Raw genomic sequence first — 20,029 nt, 5'->3', positions numbered from 1 at the left:
GTGCCCGCCGCTCCGGTTCCGGAACGGCGGGCACGCGGCTCGGACACGCCGATACCGATTCCACCCGGTTCCGGCCTCTTCGTGGTCGGACGTCAGGTGGCGGGTGGTGTGAGGATCCGAGCCCGCGGCCCGCTGGCGCGCGCGAGTTTCACGTCGAGCGTCAACAACGGGATCCCCCGCAGTTCGGCGAGCGCGACGTACGCCGCATCGTAGGACGTGACGTTGTCACGGAGTTCCCAGATCCGACCGGCGAGGTCGCGGTAGGGGTCCAGGTTGATGTTGAGATCGAGGAGATCCGAGTGCGCCAGGGTGGCGTGTGCCTCGCTCAGCAGTCCGGCCAGGCGCGCCCGGCGCAGGATGTTCGTCGCCTCGTACCACATCAGCTCGGGAGCGTGCAGCGTCGTGCCGCTGATCGTTTCGGCGACCCAGTGTCCGACCGCGCCCGGTTCCGTCAGCAGCGCGACCACCGCCGACGCGTCGATGACCAGGGACCCGGCCGATGAACCGGTCACCGGCGGTCCGCGTCGCGGAAGTCGAGGATGTGATCGGGGGTGACCCGGCTTCCGAGGTCGCTGACACGGCGGCGAGTCCGTGCCACCACTTCGTCCAGGGGTGGCCGGGCGGCCAGGTCGGAGAGCTCGTGGAGCAGGAACTCCTGTAGCGAGCGGCCGTTCTTCGCCGCTCGCGCCGCGAGCTCGTTGCGTACCGATTCGGGAACATGCCGAATGGTGATCGATACGGTCATGCATGCAATATAGCAGCAACAGCTGCGAAATGCCGTCAAGCCGCCGATGGTGTCGTCACCGTGCGAGTGGGGGCGTCGTGGCGGACGTGGCCGGGTATCGCCGCGTGCGTCTCCGCGAGGGCCGACCTGTCGACGCTCCGAGAAACGAGGCCTCGGTCACGGGACGGCGCACTCGGCCGGAGGCCACTCGCGACGGACGGGAGACCGACACTGCCTCTAAGCTGAGCGGACATCCCGGACCGATGAGGTGAATCACATGGTCGAGAACAACCACAGCACCGACTCCACAGGGGAGTTCAAGCGTTCCCGCAGCCGTTTCGACGACCGCATACTGGACGACCCCGGGGCGCGATGGCCGGTGGAGCCCGGTCGGTACCGGCTGGTGGTGAGCCTGGCGTGTCCGTGGGCGAGCCGCATGCTCGTGGTACGGCGGCTGTTGGGCCTGGAGGAGGCGATCTCGCTCGGCGTCGCCGATCCGATCCAGGACGAGAAGAGCTGGCGGTTCACACTGGACCCCGGCGACGTCGATCCGGTCCTGGGCATCCGTTACCTCGCCGAGGCGTACCAGCTCGCGGAACCCGGGTACGAGGGCGGCGTGAGCGTCCCCGCGATCGTCGACGTCCCCAGCGGACGGCTGGTCACCAACGACTATCTACAGATGACACTCGACCTGTCGACCGAGTGGACCGCGCATCACCGCCCCGGGGCGCCGGACCTGTACCCGGAACCGTTGCGCGACGAGATCGACGAGGTCGTGGAGGCGGTGTTCCGCGACGTGAACAACGGTGTGTACCGTGCGGGTTTCGCCACCACGCAGGAACGCTACGACGCGGCCTATCGGGACGTGTTCTCGCGACTGGACTGGCTGGAGGAGCGGCTGACCGGCTCGCGTTACCTCGTCGGTGACACCATCACCGAGGCCGACATCCGGTTGTTCACGACCCTGGTCCGCTTCGACGCGGTCTACCACGGGCACTTCAAGTGCAACAGGAACAAGCTCACCGAGATGCCCGCGTTGTGGGCCTACGCCCGGGATCTCTACCAGACCCCGGGATTCACCGACACGGTCGACTTCGACCACATCAAGCGGCACTACTACCAGGTGCACACCGACATCAACCCGACGCGGATCGTTCCGTGCGGCCCCGACCTCTCCGGCTGGACGACTCCCCACGGTAGGGAGGCGTTGGGAGGCCGGCCCTTCGGTGACGGCACACCCCCGGGCCCCGATCCGACCGCGGCCTCACGCTGAGTCGCGGAACCTCACCGCGCCCGGGCAGACCCGTCCGTCGGAGACCCACGCGAGCTTCAGCGCGTCGTACATCGCGGTGAGCAGCGCCTCCGTCGGGCGGCCCCAGCACTCGTGGACGCGGAAGGCGCGGTACTCGCGGACGAGTCCCGCCTCGACGGCGTCGATCTCGGCGACGTGCTCGCCGCAGACGTCGGGGTCACAGCGGTAGACAAGGGTGTGCCGGTCGGCCTGTGCGGGAAGCATCGGGTTGCCGCATGCGCTGCTGCGCAGTTGTTCGGGCGCGGCCAGGCGTATCGCCGGATCGTAGATACAGTTCGTCATCTCGTCGGTCGTCCCCTCGCGAGCATCGGTACCGGCCGGGACCGATCGTCCGGTGCCCGGCCGGTACAGACTGGACCGTGGCGCGTCCTCGGAGTCGCACCGTCGGTGCGACTTGCAGATGCAGGTTTCCACCGACCGGGTGACGGTCGTCCGTCGTCGAGGCTCCCAACTGCGGAAACGTCCGTGTGGCGCCGGTGCGGTGGTATGGCCGTTGGCACGAGTGGTGGCACCCGAACAGGTGAGTGCGCCACATCGTGGGATCGATCCACCGAAATGCGGGAAGCTTCCGGTATGGTGGTGCCGTTCAGGCGGCGAACGAAGGTGGAATGACATGACGCGGATCGCGGTGATCCCCGGCGACGGAATCGGCACCGAGGTCATCACGGAGGCGCGCAAGGTCCTCGACGTGGCCCTGCCGGGGCACGAGGCGACCGAGTACGACCTCGGCGCCGCCCGCTACCACCGCACCGGCGAGATCCTCCCCGGATCGGTGCAGGACGAGATCGACGGGCACGACGCGATCCTGCTCGGCGCGGTCGGCGACCCCACCGTCCCCCCGGGCGTCCTGGAACGCGGTCTACTCCTGAAACTGCGTTTCGACTTCGACCAGTACGTGAACCTGCGGCCGTCCCGCCTCTGGCCCGGAACGAACGGGCCGCTCGCCGACGTCAAACCCGGCGAGATCGACCTGGTGGTCGTGCGTGAGGGCACCGAGGGCCTGTACGCCGGAGCCGGCGGCAGCCTGCATCGCGGCTCACCCGCCGAGATCGCCACCGAGGAGAGCCTCAACACCCGGTACGGCACCGAACGTGTCATCCGCGACGCCTTCCAGCGCGCGCTCCGCCGCGACCGCCGACACGTGACCTGCGTCCACAAGGCCAACGTGCTGTCCCACGCCGGAGACCTGTGGCGCCGTTGCTTCGAAGAGGTCGCCGCCGAGTTCCCCGACGTGACCACCGAGTACCAACACGTCGACGCCGCCGCCATGTACCTCGTGACCCGGCCGCAGGACTTCGACGTGATCGTCACCGACAACCTGTTCGGCGACATCCTGACCGACATCGCCGCCGCGGTGACCGGCGGTATCGGCCTCGCGGCATCCGGATGCGTCAACCCGGACCACTCGCACCCCTCCATGTTCGAGCCGGTGCACGGCTCGGCTCCCGACATCGCCGGCCGGGGCGTCGCGGACCCGGTCGCCGCGATCCTGTCGACCTCCATGCTTCTGGAACATCTCGGTCACGGTGAGGCCGCCACCGCGGTCGGCCGGGCCGTCGCCGACGAACTCGCCGGGCGGACCCCGGGCGAGTCGCGGAACACCTCCGCCGTCGGTGACCGGGTCGCCGCGCGAGTATCCGAGCTCCTCGGCTGACCCGCGGCGAACCCACCGCCCGCCGCCCCACGAGCGGCGGGCGTCCCGTCCTACTCACACGCGCCCGGTCGGCAGCCGCCGTCCGGGCGCGTCGTCGTCCGGCGGTACGGGTGCATCAGGGCTCCTGAACGAACGGTAAGTTTCAATATGGGTATCACCACCACGCCACCCGCGGCGCGGTTCCACCTGGCACACCCACCGACGACGACGTCTCCTGGAGGGATTGAGATGACCGGCATAGACGTGTCACAGTTCGAGATCCGGCCCCACCCCAGCCCCAGGTCGGAATCCGAACGTGCGGCGATCCTGGCCAACCCCGGGTTCGGGCGTGACTTCACCGACCACATGGTCACCATCCGCTATACCGAGGGTAAGGGCTGGCACAGTGCCGAGGTGGTGCCGTACGGACCGCTGTCGTTGTCGCCGGCCACCGCCGTCCTGCACTATGCGCAGGAGATCTTCGAGGGGATGAAGGCGTACCACCGCGCGGACGGCCGGATCGGCCTGTTCCGGGCGGAGGAGAACGCGGCGCGGTTCCAGCGTTCCGCCGACCGGATGGCCATGCCGCTGCTGCCGGAGGAGACCTTCCTGGCATCGCTGCGGGTGCTGCTGGAGGTGGACAGGGCGTGGGTTCCCGAAGGCGAGGACACCAGCCTCTACCTGCGGCCGTTCATGTTCGCCTCCGAGGAGTTCCTGGGCGTCCGGCCCGCCCACGAGTTCCTGTTCTCGGTGATCGCCTCTCCCGCCGGTGCCTACTTCAAGTCGGGACCGCAGCCGGTGAGCCTGTGGGTGTCGCACGAGTACACCAGGGCCGCACCCGGCGGCACGGGAGCGGCCAAGTGCGGCGGGAACTACGCGACCTCGCTGCGGCCGCAGGCCGAGGCCATCGAGAACGGCTGCGAGCAGGTGGTGTTCCTCGACGCGGTGCACCGCAAGTACGTCGACGAGCTCGGTGGGATGAACATCTTCTTCGTGTTCGACGCCGACAAGACGATCGTGACCCCGCCGCTGGGGACGATCCTGGCCGGCATCACCCGCGACGCCGTGTTCACCCTGGCGCGCGACGCCGGTTACCAGGTCCACGAGCGGCCGTACAGCATCGACGAATGGCGCGCCGACGCGCGTTCCGGCAAGCTGACGGAGGCCTTCGCCTGCGGCACGGCCGCGGTGGTCACCCCGATCGGCGCGGTCCGCGACGTGCACGGTGAGTTCAGCGCCTCCGACGGGCAGGCCGGGCCGTTGACGATGCAGATCCGGCAGACCCTGCTGGACATTCAGCACGGGAAGATCCCCGACCCGTACGGCTGGACCACCGTCCTGGACTGACCCGTTCTTCCGCGCGGTCCCCGCCGTTGTCGGCGGGGACCGCGCGGGGTGGTCGGGTCAGGGGACGGACTTGACGCGCCAGATCAGGATCCCGCCGGCGACGGTGACCACCGCGGTGAGCGCGTAGAGGGCCGTGTACCCGCCGAGCCACGAGACGATCGGGGCGGCCAACGCAGGGCCGAGCACCTGTGGCGCCGAGTTGGCGATGTTGACGACCCCCAGGTCCTTGGCGCGGTCGGCGGCGCGCGGTAGGACCTGGGTGATCAACGCCTGGTCGACCGAGAGGTACACGCCGAAGCCGGCCCCCATCACGGCCGCCGCGACGACGGTCACCGGCCAGGTGTGCCAGAACGTCAGCAGCAGTGCCGCCACCGCCATGACCAGCGATGACGCGGTGACGAGGAAACGCCTGCGGCCCAGGCGGTCCGAGAGCATCCCGCCGAGTACCGCGGTGGCGAGCACGCCGCCGGTGTACACCAGGGTCAGGATCAGCACGCCCTCGTCGGCGGTGTGACCGGGGAACAGCCGCTCGTATCCGACCGCGTCCTGGAGGAAGTACAGCAGGTACAGGGTGCCGGTGGAGTTGCCGAGCATCACGAGGAACCGGGTGATCCAGGCCCAGCCGAAGTCGGGGTGCCTGCGCGGTGATATCCACAGTGCCCGCAGCACTTCACGGGCGGGGCGCCGCGGCGAGGTCTTTCGGGGCTGCGGCGGGTCCGCGGTGGTGAGCACGAACGGAAGGACGAGCAGCACCGCCGCGAGGGCGACCGCCGTGTAACCGGCGGCGGTGCCGGTGACCACCATGGTCACCAGTACGGCGCCGACCACCAGGCCGAGCGCCTGCGGGAACCCCATCCAACCGGAGACGGCCGCGCGTTGCCGGACCGGGACGTGGTCGGGCACCGCCGCGTTGAGTGAGGCGTATCCGGCGTTGAGCGCGGCCTGGGCCAGGCACCACAGGACGAGGACGCCCCACACGGTGGTCTGTTGCCCGAGGGCCACCAGGGCGACGGCTCCGACCAGTACCCCACCCAGCGTCCACGGGTGCCGTCTGCCGAACCTGGAGGTGGTCCGGTCGGACAGGGCGCCCGCGACCGGGTTCGCGACCACGGCCACCAGGGCACCGGCCCCGGTGACGACGCCGAACCAGCCGATCCGCCCGTCCGCGTCGACCTCGGCCAGATGCAGCGGCAGCAGGACCTGTATCGGCGTGAAGAACGCGACGTACACGCCGAGCGTCGCCGCGCTGATGCCGCCGATCCATCCCGCTCCGACACGCCGCCGCGGTTCGGCGGTGTGCGGGGTCGTCATCCGCGTTGCCCGGAGATGAGGCCGGCGTACCAGTCGAACGAGGACTTCGGGTGGCGGTCGCGGGTCTCGGGATCCACGTGGACCAGGCCGAAGCGTTGGTGGTAGCCCTCGGCCCACTCGTAGTTGTCCATCAGTGTCCAGGTGAGGTATCCCCGCACGTCGGCGCCGAGCGTTATGGCGGCGTGCACGGCTCTGATGTGGGCGTCGAGGTAGTCGATCCTGGCCTGGTCGTGGAACCGGCCGTCGGTGCCGGGCTCGACCCGGTAGGAGCAGCCGTTCTCGGTGATCCACAGTGGTGGCAGTGCCTCGCCGTATTCGGCGGCGAGTCCGGTGAGGAGCTGCGTGAGACCCGAGGGGATCACCGGCCAGCCGAAGTCGGTGACGGCCACGCCCGGGAAGTCCACCATGGTGAACGGCAGCGCCTCGCCCGGCGGTGGTGCCGCGAGCCGGGTCGGGTTGTAGTAGTTGATCCCGAGACCGTCGAGGGGCGTGGAGATGATCGCGAGGTCGTCGTCTGCGACGAAGTCGAGGGCGGTGACGTCGACGCCGAAGGCGGACAGGTCCGGGTAACGGCCCCGCAGCACCGGATCGGTGAACAGCCCGTGGTGGAGGGCGTGGTAGGCGGCGGCCGCCGCGTGGTCGGCGGGGTCGTCGGAGGCGGCGTGGGCGGGGGAGTAGCTGTTGGTCAGCAGGACGCGCGCGGCGGAGTGCTCGCGCAGTACCCGGGTGGCCAAGCCGTGGGCGAGGAGTTGGTGGTGGGCGACCGGCAGTGCCGCCAGTCCCATCGTGTGGCCGGGCGCGTGGACGCCCAGCGCGTGGCCCAGCGCCATGTGTTCGAAGGGTTCGTTGAGGGTGATCCAGTCGCGTACCCGGTCGCCGAGTCGTTCGGCGACGACGCCGGTGTAGCGGGCGAAGTGTTCGGCGGTGTCGCGCCGGAGCCATCCGCCGTGGTCCTCCAGCTCCTGGGGGAGGTCCCAGTGGAAGAGGGTCGGCATCGGGGTGATCCCGGCGTCGAGCAGTGCGTCCACCAGCCGGTCGTAGAAGTCCAGGCCCGCGCCGTTGACGTGGCCGAGGCCGTCGGGGACGACCCGGGACCAGCTCAACGAGAACCGGTAGACGTCCACGCCGAGTCGCCGCAGCAGGTCGACGTCCTCCCGGTACCGGTGGTAGTGGTCGCACGCGGTGTCGGCGACGTCGTCTCCCCGGATGCGTCCGGGGGTGTGGCTGAAACCGTCCCAGATCGACGGGCCACGTCCGTCGGTGTCGACGGCTCCCTCGATCTGGAACGCGGAGGTGGCGACGCCCCAGGCGAAGTCGTCGGGAAACGGCGGCATGGTCGTCATGGCTGCCTCCATGGGGGACTGACGGGAGGATGACCGCAGAACATGAGGAAGGGTCATGTCACGCGAGAACCTACCAGCAAACCGGGTTTCCGTGGGGGCCCGCGAACGCCACGGCGCACGGTCCGATACCGGTGAGTCGGGCCGATAAGCTGCCACACTGACCGAGACCTCCTAAACCGCGCGAAGGGGATGAACGTGATCGAAGGTGCGGTCCAGCTCAACCGGTTCGGGCTCGAACGCCGCCGTACCTGGCCGGCGGTGGCGCTGGCGATCGCCGTCTTCCTCCCCGCGTTGTTCTGGACACAGTGGAACAAGGCGGTGCCCGGGGAGGCCGAGGTGGCACCCGGGACGGTGCTGACCCTGTCCGCGACCGGACCGCCCGAGACGGGCTCGTTCGGCCGGATCCGGTTGACGATCCCCGCCGACGGCTCCGGCTGGCGCACGGCCACCGGCCGGAACCGGCAGAGCACCGTCGTCCTGGTGCACGGTTCGGTGTGGCTGGAGACCCACGCCATGGCCGGCGTGGACGACTTCGGGGTGCTGTTCGACCGGCAGTCCCGCGACCTGGGCAACGAGGACCCGGCGATGTTCACCACCGGCAAGGAACGCTACACCTCCCCGACCGGGTTGACCGGTTACCGCGGAACCCTCACCGGGGAGCGGTACGGCGGAACGCTCTACGTCCTGGGCCGCGGCGACGTCGCGGCCGTGGTCGTGACGCGGGCGCCGTTGGGCCGTCTCGACGGCGAGGCGCTCACCATCGAGCAGATCCTCGCCACCTTGGAGGTCGTATGACCGGGCACACCACACGGGTCGTGGTGGAGGGTCAGGGAACGTTCGTCCGGGTCAGGAAACCCGCGTTCTGGCTGTACGTCGGGCTCGTCGGTTTCGGCCTGATCCACATCGGAGAGACCCTGACCGGCGCGCTCCGCGAACTGTCGACCGCGCTGTGGATCGCGATCCTGCTCAACGGCGTCCTCGCGGCCGTGTTCATCTGGATCCTCGGCCGGATGGACCTGTTCGAGCGGGAACCCGCCGCGGTGCGCGCGGCGGCGTTCATCTGGGGCGCGCTGGTGGCGACGTCGGTGTCGATCATCGCCAACAACAACCTGTTGGCGCTGTTGACCAAGCTGTACGGTGTACCGTTCGCCACGCGGTGGGGGCCGGCCATCGCGGGACCGCTCAACGAGGAGTGGTTGAAGATGCTCGGCGTCATCGCGATCGTCCTCATCGTCAGGGAGCACTTCCACCACGCCCTGGACGGCCTGATCTACGGCGCGTTCTGCGGGCTGGGCTTCCAGGTGGCGGAGAACCTGACCTACGCGGTGAACTTCGCGTTGTCGAATCCCAACAGCGACCTGGCGGGTTCACTGTCGATCACGATCACCCGGATCCTGGTCGCCGGGCCGTGGAGCCACCCGATCTACACCGGGGTCGCCGGACTGGGCGTCGCCTTCGCCGTCACCAGCCGCCGCCCGGCGACGGTGCGGTACCTGACCGCGGCGGCACTGTTCCTGGCGGCCTGGGCGATGCACTTCCTGTGGAACTCACCGATGCCGGCCTGGCTACCCGGCGGCCTCAACGTCCTGGTGACCTACGGCAAGGGGATCCTCATCCTCGTCTTCTTCCTGTCGTTGTACCGGCACGCGGTGCGCAGGGAGTGGCGGTGGTTCACCGAGATCATGCAGGGGCAGCCCGAGACGGTGATCACGCCCGAGGAGATGGAGTCGATGCGCAACCTGCGGACCCGTCGTAAGGCCCGCAAACAGGCCGAGTTCATCTACGGCACGGCGGGCAAGAAACTGGTGTCGCGGATGCAGCGTGCTCAGGTGGAGCTGAGCGAGGCGCTGTTCCGTGCCCAACGGTCACGGCAGAACCCCGAGACCGCGTTGGACATCGTGGTGGCGAGCATGAACGTGCGCGGCATCCGCGAGGAGCTGGAGGCGGCGAGGCTGCCCGGCGTGCGGCAGAATATGCCGAGTGACTGACGCGCTGCCCGAGTACGCCGACGACGTCCTGTCGGTCGTGGACCTGATTCCCGCCGGTCGCGTGATGACCTACGGCGACGTCGCGGACCACCTCGGCCGGGGCGGTCCCCGGCAGGTGGGCCGGGTGATGACGCTCTACGGCGCGACCGTGGCGTGGTGGCGGGTGGTGCGTGCCGACGGTCGTCTGCTGCCGGGGCACGAGACGGAGGCACTGGCGCGGTACCGGCGGGAGGGGACGCCGTTGCGAGACGGTACCGGTGACCGGCATCTGCCCCGGATCGACATGACGCGGGCACGTTGGGACGGTGAACGGCCCGCCGGGAATTCGGTGGCCGGGGCGGAGGGGACCGGATAGTTTCGCCGATATGGACGGTGATGAGCTGATCGAGCGGGCGTTGTCGACGGACTTCGAGGGGTGGGACTTCTCCGTCCTGTCGGGACGGTTGACCGAGGGCGATCCGGACTGGGACTACGAGACGTCGGCGGCCGAGGCGGTCGCGACGGCGGAAGCCGTACTGGACATGGGGACCGGCGGTGGCGAGTTCCTGGCGCGTCTGCTGCCCGCTCCCGGCCGGGTGACGGCCACCGAGTCGTATCCGCCGAACGTACCGGTGGCGCGGCGGCGGTTGGAACCGCTGGGTGTCGAGGTGGTCGCCACCGACGCCGACCGCGACGACGTGCTGCCCTTCGAGGACGCGCGATTCGACCTCGTCCTCAACCGTCACGAGTCCTTCGACGCCCGCGAGGTCGCCCGGATCCTTCGGCCCGGCGGCGTGTTCCTCACCCAGCAGGTGGGCGGCGGCGACCTGTCGGAGCTCAACGCGGCCCTCGGCGGCCCGGCCAACCCGTACGGGGACTGGAACCTGGACGCGGCGGCGGGACTGGTCGCCGAGGCCGGCCTGACGGTGACCACTCGGCGCGAGGCGTTCCCGCCCGGCCGGTTCACCGACGTGGGTGCGGTGGTGCTGTACCTGCGGATGGCGCCGTGGCAGATCGACGGCTGGGATCCCGCCGCGCACCGCGACCGGTTGTCGGCCCTGCACGACCGGATGACCGCCGACGGAGGGCTCGCGGTGCGGCATCACCGCTTCCTCGTGGTGGCGCGGAAACCGGATTGAACCGGTCGCGCCGTCGGCTCACATCATCAGACGGGTACCAGCTCGGTGACGTCCGGGTGTGGTTTCGCCAAGCCCTGGTCGAAGGTCGCCGGCCGGCCGTCATGAGACCGGGCGAGCGCGGCCGGATACGCGTCGGTCACCTGCCGGTGGCCGATGACGCCTGTCATCGCCACCTCGGTGGACTGCGGGCCGTCGGGCCAGACGTACGAGGCTTCCCTGATCGGGCAGGTGGCGATGTCGCCGTCATACTCCGTGAGCCGGTTCTCGGCAGCGGCGTGATGAACGTGGTCCTCTACGAGAAGCGCTATCGGCACGTCGGCATCCAAGAGCGCGATCATCGATCGTCGTCTTCCAAGGCCCTGACGTCCTCGGTGGAGATGACGGTGCCGAGCCTGATGACGGAGAGGCCGGTGCGTTGGCTGCGGAACACCTGTGACGTCGCCTGACCGGTGCCCAGTGCGCGGCGCATGAGGTCGGCCACGGTTTCGCTCAGGGTCTTGCCGGTGTCCCGCGCGATCGACATCGCCTGCCGGTGCAGATCGACGGGTAGGTCTATGGTCGTGCGCATCGATCCATCATCGCATCATGATGTGCCACGCCCTGTGGTCGAGGCGTCGCCGACGGTGTGGCGGCGGGCGGCCGGATGAGGTCCCGATCCCCGGTCGTCACCTCAGCGTGAAGAATTCGATGCGAATATGCCGATGTAGGAAACTTTCCATCTGCGCAGATCACGGCGAGTTTCTTGACGTGGCTTGACAACTGCGGCATCCTGTTGTCGAGCCGCCGCCCCCAGGCGGCTCAGACACACTGGAGGGATACCCGGTAATGTCCAAACAGTCAAGGCGCACCTTTCTCACGGCGGCGATCGCCCTGCCCACCACCGCCGCGGTAGTCGGTCTCACCGGAGGCGTCGCCCACGCCGCCGGATACGTCTTCCCCCGCACCCTGCAACAGGGCCACTCCGGCTCGGATGTGCGCGAACTGCAGGTCCGCGTCGCCGGATACCCCGGTTACGGCGCGGTCCTGGCGATCGACGGTGCCTTCGGTCCGGCCACTCACGCGGCGGTCCGGCGGTTCCAGCAGGCATACGGCCTGGCCGTGGACGGCATCGTCGGCCCGAACACGCGCGGCAAGCTGCAGGCGCTGTCCGACTCCGACAACACCCCTATCCACTTCACCTACGCCGAACTGAACCGGTGCAACAGCACATGGGGCGGCGGACGGGTGTCGGCGGCCACCGCCAAGGAGAACGGCCGCCGGGCCATGTGGAAGCTGGAGGCCCTGCGTCACGCGCTCGGCGACCGCCCGATCAACATCAGCAGCGGCTTCCGCAGCGTCTCGTGCAACTCCGCGGTCGGCGGTGCCACGAACAGCCGGCACATGTACGGCGACGCCGTCGACCTGGTCGGCTCGCACTCGTTCTGCACGATGGTCAAGCAGGCCCGTAACCACGGATTCTACGAGATCCTCGGCCCCGGTTACCCGGGCCACAACGACCACGTTCACGTCGCGGCCCGTTCCGGTCGCTTCTGGGACGCCCCGAGCTGCGGGGTCTGATCCGTCACGACATCACGGGCGTGTCCGCATTCCGGGCACGCCCGTGCTGCCGCCGTCGGTCGAGTTCACCCGGCCGCCTCGGTCCGGGAGCGCGGCCACACCGCCCGCACCGCCAGGTACAGCACGAATCCCAACGGCGCGAGCAGGATCGTCACCAGCAGGATCGGGGCCATGACCAGCGGGTGCACGCCGCGCCGCCGGGAGTCCCGGTACTCCCACGCCCCCACGAACAGGTCGAAGGCGATGAAGTGCGCCCAGCCCAGCGCCGCGCCCTCCGGGGTCGCGAGCAGCGCCGATACCGCCTCGATGTCCGGTCGGGACACCGCGGTGAGCACCGTCCCGAACTGGGGCACCAACAGGATCACGTAACAGGCGGCGGCCGGTAGCGCGATGAGTGGCGACTTCATGATCGTCACCGTCCACCGCCAGCGCGGCAGCACGATCATCAGGAACCAGAACGGTGCCGCGAGTACGAACACCAGTGTGAAGAGCGTGTCGGCCATGTGCCGCCTCCTGTGGATAATGGGTAACGCCACTATCGATAGTAGCGGTACCCATTGGTTGAGGGGAGCCGCCTCCCGCCGCGGCCGACGTTCCGCAACCGCGCTCCGCGCCGCAGCACGCCCGGCCGGGTGACGGCGCGCGGCCGGACGTGGGCGGGCCGCTTCGCCTCCGCCTTCCACCACAATGTTCACGCCCCCGACCAGGTCCCCACCCGCTAGAGTCCGGTGCGGGGGGTACATGACGGAGGGTTTCGCGAGATACACCAGGGCGGTTCTCGGCCTGGTCGTCGCCGCGACCGTCGCCTTTCAACTCGGCCGGTGGCATGACGCCCCGGGCCACGGGGTCGCCGCCCAACTGACTGACGCCTCCATGGTCGTCGGCCTGCTCGCCGCGGTGAGCCTGATCGTCACCGCCGCCGCGTCCGACCCGCGTGACCCCCGGTTCGACGGCCTGCGCGGTGCCGCCTGCCTCTCCGGCGTCGTGGTCGCGGTGACCTGCCTGGCGTCGGAGGCCGTCCCCGCGTGGCCGTTGCCGCAGTGGGTCCTGCCGTTGGCGTTGACGGCCGACTGGTGCCTGTGGCCGCCGCGGCGCAGGGTCACCGCCCGGCTCGTCGCCGCCTGGAGTGCGCCGCTGCTCCTCTACCCGGCGATCGTGTTCCTGCTGGGCGGCCTGGGCGGCTGGTATCCGGTGTGGATCCGTCAGGTCACCGCGTCCGGTGTGCCCGTCCTCGCCGCCGTGGCCGGCGCGACGGCCGTGACGACGGGCCTGTTGGCCGTCGCCACGTTGCGCCGGGACGGCGCCCGGCGACCACAAGTCGGCGACCCCGGCATGTCGGGAACCGCCGACGCGGCCACATCGGTGCACAATCCATGAACACGGTGTGACCGGTGCACCGGAGGAGTGCCGGAGAGGAGCTGGCCGGGTGCTTCAGCTGCTGAAGCGGACCGCGATGGCGTCCCCGGGGGACAGGGCACCCGCGTGGCTGCGATGGCTTCCCGTGCTGGTGCTGCTCGGACTACTGCCGGCACACCTGCTGACACCCGACAACGTACGACTCTCCTTCCTCATCGTGGCGATGCCACCGCTCGCGGCACTCGTCAACGGCCCGTTGTTCACCAGCCTGCTGTCGCTCGTCGCGATCACCGAGTTCGTGCTGTTCTACCTGCTCGCCGACACGCCCGACGGCTGGCACGACACCGCCACCGACGGACTGTCCACCATGTTCGGCATCGTGGTGATGAGCATCCTCATGGCGTGGGTGCGTGACAGGTACAACAACCGGCTCGTCCGGGTCAGCACGGTCGCCCGGTCCGCGCAACTCGCCCTGTTGCCGCACATCCCCGACGCCGTGGGCGCCCTGCGGTGTGCCGCCTGGTACCGGCCCGCGGAACAGGACACCATGGTGGGCGGCGACATGTTCGACGTGCAGGACACGTCCTACGGCGTGCGCGTGATGGTCGCCGACGTCAAGGGCCACGGCTTGGGCGTGGTCGCCACGGTGGCGGCGTTGCTGGGCTCCTTCCGGGAGGGCGCACTCGACGACTCCACCCTGGACGGGATCGGCGGCCGCCTCGAACGCCGGATGGCGTGGGACAACGCAGGACGTGACGAGTGGAGGACCTCGTTCGCGACGTCGCTGCTGATGGAGTTCCCGCCGGGGAACCGCGAGGTGAGACTCACCAGTTTCGGTCACCCCACGCCGCTGCTGCTGCGGCGCGGCAGGGTCAGGGAACTGGTCGCGCCGCCGGGTCCGCCGCTGGGCCTCGCCGGCCAGTTGCGCGGCGGCGTCACCACCGTCTCCGCCCGGCTCCAGACCGACGACGTACTGCTGGCCTACACCGACGGAGTCACCGAGGCCCGCGACCGCCAGGGCACCTTCTACCCGCTGGTGGAGAGGGTCACCCGGCGGCTCGCCGACGAACCACACGTCACCGCGGCGCAGCTCGTCGAGTTCATCGACGTCGACCTCGACGACTTCGGGGCCAGGCGACGGGACGACATGGCGGTGCTGGCGATCAGGGTCTCGCCGTGAGGGTCACAGCTCCTCCAGCGTGACACCCAGCATGTGCGCCTCCTGGCTGAGGTCGGACGTCAACTTGGCGATCGAGCCCCGCCCCCGGACCGTCAGCCTCGTACTCCGGGAACCCTCCCGCGACCGTTCGGTGCTGACCTCGGTCACGGTGAACCCCTGACTGGTGCACAACGCGAGCGCCGCCGCCAGGGCCGTACCCGAGTCGTAGGTCAGTTGCAGCCGCCCGGAACGTTTCGCGAACCGCCCGATCAACCGTTCCATCGGCGTCAACCCCGCCACCACGATCAGATGCAGCACCGTGACGCCGACCGCGATAACCGGCAGGCCCGCCGCACACGCCATGGCTATCGCCGTGGTGACCCAGATCGAGGCGGCCGTCGTCATCCCGAACACGAGGTTGCGCTGGAAGAAGATGACGCCCGCGCCGAGGAAACCGATTCCCGACACGACCTGGGCCGCGATACGGGCCGGATCGACGCCGGGGGAGTCGGCCGACACGTCGAAGCCGTAGCGTCCCGCCATGACGAACAGCGCCGAACCGAGCGCGATGAGCGCGTGGGTGCGCATGCCCGCCGGCTTGCCCTCGTACTCGCGTTCGGCCCCGATCAGCAGGCCGAGGAACAGGGCGAGGCCGAGCAGGCCGAGATGTTCCCAGAAGTCCATGAGTCACCGTCCTCTGTGCGGGGCGATGCGCGTCGCGGTCGCCGTCGGCGGTGACGGGTCCGCTCACCGCAGGACCGTATTTCCCCGGAGGAGTCCCGGTTCAATCGAGCAGGCGTTCCCGCAGACCGTCCACCGCCTCCGGTGTCAGGCCCAGTCCGTCGGTGACGAACCCGTCGAACGAACCGTACCGTCGGTCCACCGTGTCGAACGCCGCCGTCAGGTATTCCGGTCGCTGCTCCAGCACGGGGATGAACAGGTCGACGGGTACACCGGCGCGGATGAGCATCGCCAGGTGGTCCGACGCCCGGGGCCGGTAGAACTCGTTGGACGCCAGGTAGTCGGCGATCACGGAGTCACGGGGGACTCCGAGCAGGGTCAACAGGATCGCCGTCATCCATCCGGTGCGGTCCTTCCCCGCCGTGCAGTGATACAGCACCGGCAGCCCGTCCGGGCCGGCCGCCAACCCCACGGCCTTCCCGAACTGCGCCCGTTCGGCGTCGTTGTCGACGAATCCACGGTTCACGTCGCACATCAACCGGGCCCCGCCGCCGTCGCCGAGTACTCGCGTCAGTCTCCCGGGATCGCCCGACACCGCCAGCGCGTAGAACTGCTGGATACTGCCGCCACCCACCGGCAACGCGACGGGCTCCACACCCTCCGGCAGGCGGTCGGGACCGTCGGTGCGCACCTCGTCGGAGGTCCGGAAGTCGATGACGGTGCGCAGTTCCAGCTCCGCCACCCGGGTCACGTCGGCCGGGGTCAGTCCCGACAGCGAACTCGACCGGTACACCAGGCCGCTCTTGACCGTTCTGCCGTCGGCGGTGTGCAGGCCCCCGACGTCCCGCAGATTCGGGGTGCCCTCCAACTCGATCAACGCCACGCCGTCTCCCTTCGAGTGCTGGCACTATACCGGTGGCCGGTGAGGGCGACCACGCGCAGCGGCGACATGCCGGACGACCGGTGGCAGGACACCCGCCCGCCGCACCGAGTTTCCCCGCCCGACATCCGCGTGTGTCCCCTCCGTGCGGTCCGGCCGTTACCTTGGCGCGGGACCGAACCTTCTACCGAGGTGCGTAACCATGATTCACGTACGCAGAACCCGGGCCGTCCCCACCGCGCGGGCACACCGTCGCCTCCACCGTGGACGTGGCCGCTTCGCGGTGGCACACCGGGCCGGCTGCGGTGACGCGCCCGAGATGACGGCCGCGGCCTTCGCCGCGGCGGCCGCCCACCGGCCCACGACCATCGAGGTGGACGTGCAGTTGACCCGGGACGGTGTTCCGGTGCTGCTCCACGACTTCACCCCGGCGCGTACGACCGACGTGGCGGCGGTCTTCCCGGGCCGGGCCGACCACCCCGTGAACACCTTCACGCTGTCGGAACTCCACCGCCTCGACGCCGGAGCCCACCGGAACGGGCGGTTCGCCGGACAGCGGATCCTCACCCTCGCCGAGGTGCCCGACCTGATCGGGCCCTGCCGCACCGGCCTGTTCGTCGAGTTGAAGCACCCCGCGAGGCACCCGGGACTGGAGAGGGCCGTCGACGACGTCCTCTCGTCCGACTCCCGATGGGACGACCTGATCGCCGCGGACCGGTTGACGTTCCTCTCGTTCGCCGCGGACTCACTGCGCCGGATGTCGGCACTGCGCCCGGGAGTCGCGTCGATGTGGCTGGCGACGCGAATCCCGGGGAGGAGCCGACTCGCCCGGCTCGCCGGTTGGGCCGACGAGTTCGGAGTGGACGAGCGGGCCGTGTCGGGACCCGACGACGTCGCCAGGGTGCAGGCGGCGGGGCTGCGCCTCAACGTCTACACCGTCAACGACCCGGACCGGATGCGTGAACTGCTGGACTGGGGCGTCGACGCCCTGACGACCGACTACCCCGGTGTGCTGGCGGCGGTGCTGGATCGGGAACCGGCGGGAGTCAACTGAATCGGGGAACCGAGGCCGCCACCCGGCGTGTGAAGCGCCCGGGTGGCGGCCTCGGTCGTTCCCATGGGCGGTTCACGTGACCGCTCGACCGGCCTCCGCGGGCGCGCCGGGCGACCACGCCGTTCCGTTCGTCGGTGACGCGACTCGTGGCGCGGCCGGTGTTCGCAGCCGGTGCCGACTCCGAAGGCCGCCGGCCCGTCCGTAGGTGACGGACTCGTGCGCCCTGCCGTCTGACATGCGAACGGCTCGCCTCGTCGTTCAAGGCGAGCCGTCGCGCGGCGTTATTTGTCGCGAGCCATCGCGCTGTACTACTTGTCGCGAGCCATCGCGAAGCCCTTCATGAACGGGCGTTGCAAGGCGAGGAACACCAGGATCGGTGGGATCGACGCGATGAGCGCACCCAGCATCAGCGGCCCGTAGAGCTGTCCCTGGCCGGACTGCTGGAGGCTGGCGAGTCCCACCTGGACGACCTGGTCGGACCGGTCGTTGACGGTGAGCAGCGGCCACAGGTACATGTTCCAGCCGTACAGGAACTCGATGACCAGCAGTGCGCCCAACACGTTCCACGACAACGGGATCAGCACTCGGGTGAGGAACTGGATCGGGTTGGCGCCGTCGAGCTGCGCGGCCTCCGACAGGTTCGCCGGAAGGTTCGCGAAGTGCTGCCGGAACAGGAACGCGGCGGTCGCCGAGGCGAGGAACGGAATCGTCAGACCCGCCATCGTTCCCGAGATCCCGAAGTCGTGCGTCACCTCGAACAACGCCAGGATCGAGATCTCGGTGGGCATCATGAGCGTGATCAACACGAAGAAGAACACGATCCAACGACCCGGGAACCGGAAGTACACGAACGCCAGACCCGCCAGCAGGCCGGTAGCGGCCTTGCCGACCGAGATGATGATCGCCATTATCGCCGAGTTGACCATGAACCCGCCGAGATCGCGGTCGTTCCACACCGTGTCGAGGTTCGCGAGGAACGAGTCCCCGAAGGTGAGGTCGAAGTTGATCATCTGCGCGTTGTTCTGGGTCGCCACCAGGATCGCGTAGACCACCGGTGCGCACGAGACCGCGCAGATCAACGACAACGCCACGTGCAGGTACCACTTGCCGCCGCGTCTGCGGCCGCGGCGTCTCGGTACCCGTTCCTCGGTCGCGGTCACGGCCTTGGTGATGTCCATGCCATGGCCTCCTATGCTCCGTAGTGGACACGTCGGCCGGTGGCCCGGAACTGCCAGGCGGTCACCGCGAGCACCATCGCGAACAGGACCAGGGAGCCCGCCGCACCGTCACCGATGTTGCCGGTCGAGACCTCGATGATGGAGGTCATGGCGTCGGTGGTGGCGCCGGAGGGGCCGCCGCCGGTGAGATACGCGATCGTCCCGAACACCTGGAAGAACGCGTAGGTCACGTTCGTGACGATCAGGAAGAACGTGATGGGCGTCAGACTCGGCAGGATGAAGTGCCGGAACCGCTGCCACGCGTTCGCCCCGTCCATCTGCGCGGCCTCCAACATCTGGGTGGAGACGTTCTGCAACCCGGCGATGTAGAACAGGATCGTGAAACCGAGCGTCTTCCAGATGCTCGCGACGATCACCACCACCCGCGCCAGAGTGGCGTCGGTCCGGTAGTTCGGCATCTCCCAGGGTGTCAGGGTCTCCCAGATGTGCCCGGCGATGCCGGTGAGCGGGTCGAAGATGACGAAGAACAGGATGCCCGCGATCGGCGGGCTGATGGCGTACGGCCACACCAGGAGAGTTCGGTAGATGGACCTGCCGCGGATCGGCTGCGACACCAGCAAGGCGATTCCCAGGCCCACGGCGAGACCTATCAGGACTGTCCCGGAGGTGAGGATCAGGGTGGTGACGAAGACCGGCCGGTAACCGGGGCCGAACACCGACGCGGTCGCGGCGACGACCGTCAGGACCACCAGGGCGCCACGCAGCCTCGCCAACCGGTTCGCGGTGTCGTCCAGGCCCGGGCGGGCGTGCCGTCTGGCGACGTGGGCCGCCACCGCCGCCACCAGCAGGGCCGCGGCGGGTACGACGAACCACCACTCCAGGCTCGGACCGAGCAGCGCCGTGTAGTTGTCCACACAGACGAACGGCTCACGCGGGGCGCCGCGCCGGACCAGGTGCGTGGACAGCCGGAACGTCTCCACCAGTGGCCAGTACAGGAACACGGCGAGGATCGTCAGCGTGGGCACCAGCAGCAGCCACGGCATGAGCGGCCGGTGCCGGTACGTTCCCGAGTCGCCGCCGCTGTCGAGGTTCCCGAGTCCGCCGGGACTGCTCAATGCCCGGCCGATCCACGCCACCGCGGCGATCGCCACGGCCGCGCCTCCCGCGAAGGCGACCGTCCCGACCGCGTTGTCCATGAGGCCGCGCTCCGGTTCGAAGGTGCACGACTCCAGGGGGACCATGGTGATGAGGGGACCCAGTAGACCCGCCGGCGCCACGATGAGGGCGCCGGCGCGGCCGGACAGTCCGGCGGAACGCCAGACCGCCCGGCCCACCAGGGCTCCGGCCACCGCCGTCATCGCGAACAGCGGCAGCATTATCGGATAGAC

23 protein-coding genes are annotated in these 20,029 nt (G+C 69.5%); 11 read left to right on the top strand and 12 right to left on the bottom strand.

What is annotated here, in order from left to right; genetic code table 11:
- Positions 1–92 precede the first annotated feature (92 nt).
- A complete protein-coding gene (locus LX16_RS23385; RefSeq protein ID WP_147143409.1) occupies positions 93–512 on the bottom strand; it encodes a type II toxin-antitoxin system VapC family toxin in 420 nt (139 codons plus the stop codon).
- Positions 509–745, bottom strand: coding sequence for a FitA-like ribbon-helix-helix domain-containing protein (locus LX16_RS23380; RefSeq protein WP_147143406.1), 237 nt, complete (start codon positions 743–745; stop codon positions 509–511). Before LX16_RS23380 ends, LX16_RS23385 begins: the two co-directional genes overlap by 4 nt.
- 256 nt (positions 746–1,001) lie before the next feature.
- Here LX16_RS23380 and LX16_RS23375 point away from each other — a divergent pair, with 256 nt between their 5' ends.
- Entirely contained in the window at positions 1,002–1,997 is a 996-nt protein-coding gene (locus LX16_RS23375) for a glutathione S-transferase family protein (RefSeq protein ID WP_147143404.1), read from the top strand.
- Here the strand turns inward: LX16_RS23375 and LX16_RS23370 are convergent.
- Complete coding sequence (locus LX16_RS23370; protein WP_147143401.1) at positions 1,989–2,318, bottom strand: hypothetical protein; 330 nt, start codon at positions 2,316–2,318, stop codon at positions 1,989–1,991. The two genes, LX16_RS23375 and LX16_RS23370, sit on opposite strands and share 9 nt — an antisense overlap.
- 331 nt (positions 2,319–2,649) lie before the next feature.
- Here LX16_RS23370 and LX16_RS23365 point away from each other — a divergent pair, with 331 nt between their 5' ends.
- Both LX16_RS23365 and LX16_RS23360 read left to right on the top strand, forming a co-directional pair.
- Positions 2,650–3,690, top strand: a complete 1,041-nt coding sequence (locus LX16_RS23365; protein ID WP_147143399.1) for a 3-isopropylmalate dehydrogenase — start codon at positions 2,650–2,652, stop codon at positions 3,688–3,690.
- Positions 3,691–3,918: 228 nt separating this feature from the next.
- A complete protein-coding gene (locus tag LX16_RS23360; RefSeq protein WP_147143396.1) occupies positions 3,919–5,016 on the top strand; it encodes a branched-chain amino acid aminotransferase in 1,098 nt (365 codons plus the stop codon).
- 57 nt (positions 5,017–5,073) lie between these two features.
- On the opposite strand, the gene LX16_RS23355 is transcribed toward LX16_RS23360, so the two are convergent.
- Together LX16_RS23355 and LX16_RS23350 are read right to left on the bottom strand one after the other, a co-directional pair.
- Positions 5,074–6,327 (bottom strand): MFS transporter, encoded by a 1,254-nt coding sequence (locus LX16_RS23355; RefSeq protein ID WP_147143393.1) that lies wholly within the window; start codon positions 6,325–6,327, stop codon positions 5,074–5,076.
- On the bottom strand, positions 6,324–7,670 hold the full coding sequence (locus LX16_RS23350) for a GH1 family beta-glucosidase (protein ID WP_147143390.1): 1,347 nt from the start codon (positions 7,668–7,670) through the stop codon (positions 6,324–6,326). Before LX16_RS23350 ends, LX16_RS23355 begins: the two co-directional genes overlap by 4 nt.
- 195 nt (positions 7,671–7,865) lie before the next feature.
- Between LX16_RS23350 and LX16_RS23345 the strand changes: the two genes are divergently transcribed.
- The 4 genes from LX16_RS23345 to LX16_RS23330 are packed head-to-tail and all read left to right on the top strand — an operon-like array spanning position 7,866 to position 10,776.
- The gene (locus LX16_RS23345; protein WP_147143386.1) at positions 7,866–8,465 is read left to right on the top strand and encodes a hypothetical protein; all 600 of its coding nucleotides are present in this window, start codon (positions 7,866–7,868) and stop codon (positions 8,463–8,465) included.
- Positions 8,462–9,658 carry a PrsW family intramembrane metalloprotease gene (locus LX16_RS23340; RefSeq protein ID WP_147143383.1) on the top strand — a complete coding sequence of 399 codons (1,197 nt, stop codon included), beginning with the start codon at positions 8,462–8,464 and terminating at the stop codon, positions 9,656–9,658. Before LX16_RS23345 ends, LX16_RS23340 begins: the two co-directional genes overlap by 4 nt.
- Positions 9,651–10,013: an MGMT family protein gene (locus tag LX16_RS23335; RefSeq protein ID WP_211354722.1), complete on the top strand. Its 363-nt coding sequence runs from the start codon at positions 9,651–9,653 to the stop codon at positions 10,011–10,013. The genes LX16_RS23340 and LX16_RS23335 overlap by 8 nt, the downstream gene beginning before the upstream one ends.
- A gap of 10 nt (positions 10,014–10,023) precedes the next feature.
- Positions 10,024–10,776 carry a class I SAM-dependent methyltransferase gene (locus LX16_RS23330; RefSeq protein ID WP_147143377.1) on the top strand — a complete coding sequence of 251 codons (753 nt, stop codon included), beginning with the start codon at positions 10,024–10,026 and terminating at the stop codon, positions 10,774–10,776.
- A 26-nt stretch (positions 10,777–10,802) separates the two neighbouring features.
- On the opposite strand, the gene LX16_RS23325 is transcribed toward LX16_RS23330, so the two are convergent.
- A complete protein-coding gene (locus LX16_RS23325; RefSeq protein ID WP_244615953.1) occupies positions 10,803–11,090 on the bottom strand; it encodes a PIN domain-containing protein in 288 nt (95 codons plus the stop codon).
- A gap of 20 nt (positions 11,091–11,110) precedes the next feature.
- Entirely contained in the window at positions 11,111–11,344 is a 234-nt protein-coding gene (locus LX16_RS23320) for an antitoxin (protein ID WP_147143371.1), read from the bottom strand.
- 257 nt (positions 11,345–11,601) lie between these two features.
- Between LX16_RS23320 and LX16_RS28070 the strand changes: the two genes are divergently transcribed.
- Positions 11,602–12,333 (top strand): D-Ala-D-Ala carboxypeptidase family metallohydrolase, encoded by a 732-nt coding sequence (locus LX16_RS28070; protein ID WP_147143368.1) that lies wholly within the window; start codon positions 11,602–11,604, stop codon positions 12,331–12,333.
- Positions 12,334–12,398: 65 nt separating this feature from the next.
- On the opposite strand, the gene LX16_RS23310 is transcribed toward LX16_RS28070, so the two are convergent.
- Complete coding sequence (locus LX16_RS23310) at positions 12,399–12,836, bottom strand: ABA4-like family protein (RefSeq protein WP_147143365.1); 438 nt, start codon at positions 12,834–12,836, stop codon at positions 12,399–12,401.
- A 238-nt stretch (positions 12,837–13,074) separates the two neighbouring features.
- Between LX16_RS23310 and LX16_RS23305 the strand changes: the two genes are divergently transcribed.
- Positions 13,075–13,710, top strand: coding sequence for a Pr6Pr family membrane protein (locus LX16_RS23305; RefSeq protein ID WP_147143362.1), 636 nt, complete (start codon positions 13,075–13,077; stop codon positions 13,708–13,710).
- A gap of 49 nt (positions 13,711–13,759) precedes the next feature.
- Positions 13,760–14,869, top strand: a complete 1,110-nt coding sequence (locus tag LX16_RS23300) for a PP2C family protein-serine/threonine phosphatase (RefSeq protein WP_147143359.1) — start codon at positions 13,760–13,762, stop codon at positions 14,867–14,869.
- Between the two features lie 3 nt (positions 14,870–14,872).
- Here the strand turns inward: LX16_RS23300 and LX16_RS23295 are convergent, their stop codons facing one another.
- On the bottom strand, positions 14,873–15,532 hold the full coding sequence (locus LX16_RS23295; protein ID WP_147143356.1) for an MgtC/SapB family protein: 660 nt from the start codon (positions 15,530–15,532) through the stop codon (positions 14,873–14,875).
- 100 nt (positions 15,533–15,632) lie between these two features.
- Complete coding sequence (locus LX16_RS23290; protein WP_147143353.1) at positions 15,633–16,412, bottom strand: tyrosine-protein phosphatase; 780 nt, start codon at positions 16,410–16,412, stop codon at positions 15,633–15,635.
- Positions 16,413–16,611: 199 nt separating this feature from the next.
- Between LX16_RS23290 and LX16_RS23285 the strand changes: the two genes are divergently transcribed.
- Complete coding sequence (locus LX16_RS23285; RefSeq protein ID WP_147143350.1) at positions 16,612–17,463, top strand: glycerophosphodiester phosphodiesterase; 852 nt, start codon at positions 16,612–16,614, stop codon at positions 17,461–17,463.
- 308 nt (positions 17,464–17,771) lie between these two features.
- On the opposite strand, the gene LX16_RS23280 is transcribed toward LX16_RS23285, so the two are convergent.
- A complete protein-coding gene (locus tag LX16_RS23280; protein ID WP_147143347.1) occupies positions 17,772–18,641 on the bottom strand; it encodes a carbohydrate ABC transporter permease in 870 nt (289 codons plus the stop codon).
- Between the two features lie 11 nt (positions 18,642–18,652).
- The gene (locus LX16_RS23275) at positions 18,653–20,017 is read right to left on the bottom strand and encodes a carbohydrate ABC transporter permease (RefSeq protein WP_147143344.1); all 1,365 of its coding nucleotides are present in this window, start codon (positions 20,015–20,017) and stop codon (positions 18,653–18,655) included.
- Between the last annotated feature and the right edge of the window lie 12 nt (positions 20,018–20,029).

It is taken from the genome of Stackebrandtia albiflava, from assembly GCF_007994225.1.
GTDB classification, from domain to species: Bacteria; Actinomycetota; Actinomycetes; order Mycobacteriales; family Micromonosporaceae; genus Stackebrandtia; species Stackebrandtia albiflava.
This window is presented reverse-complemented; position numbering and strand designations above follow the sequence as displayed.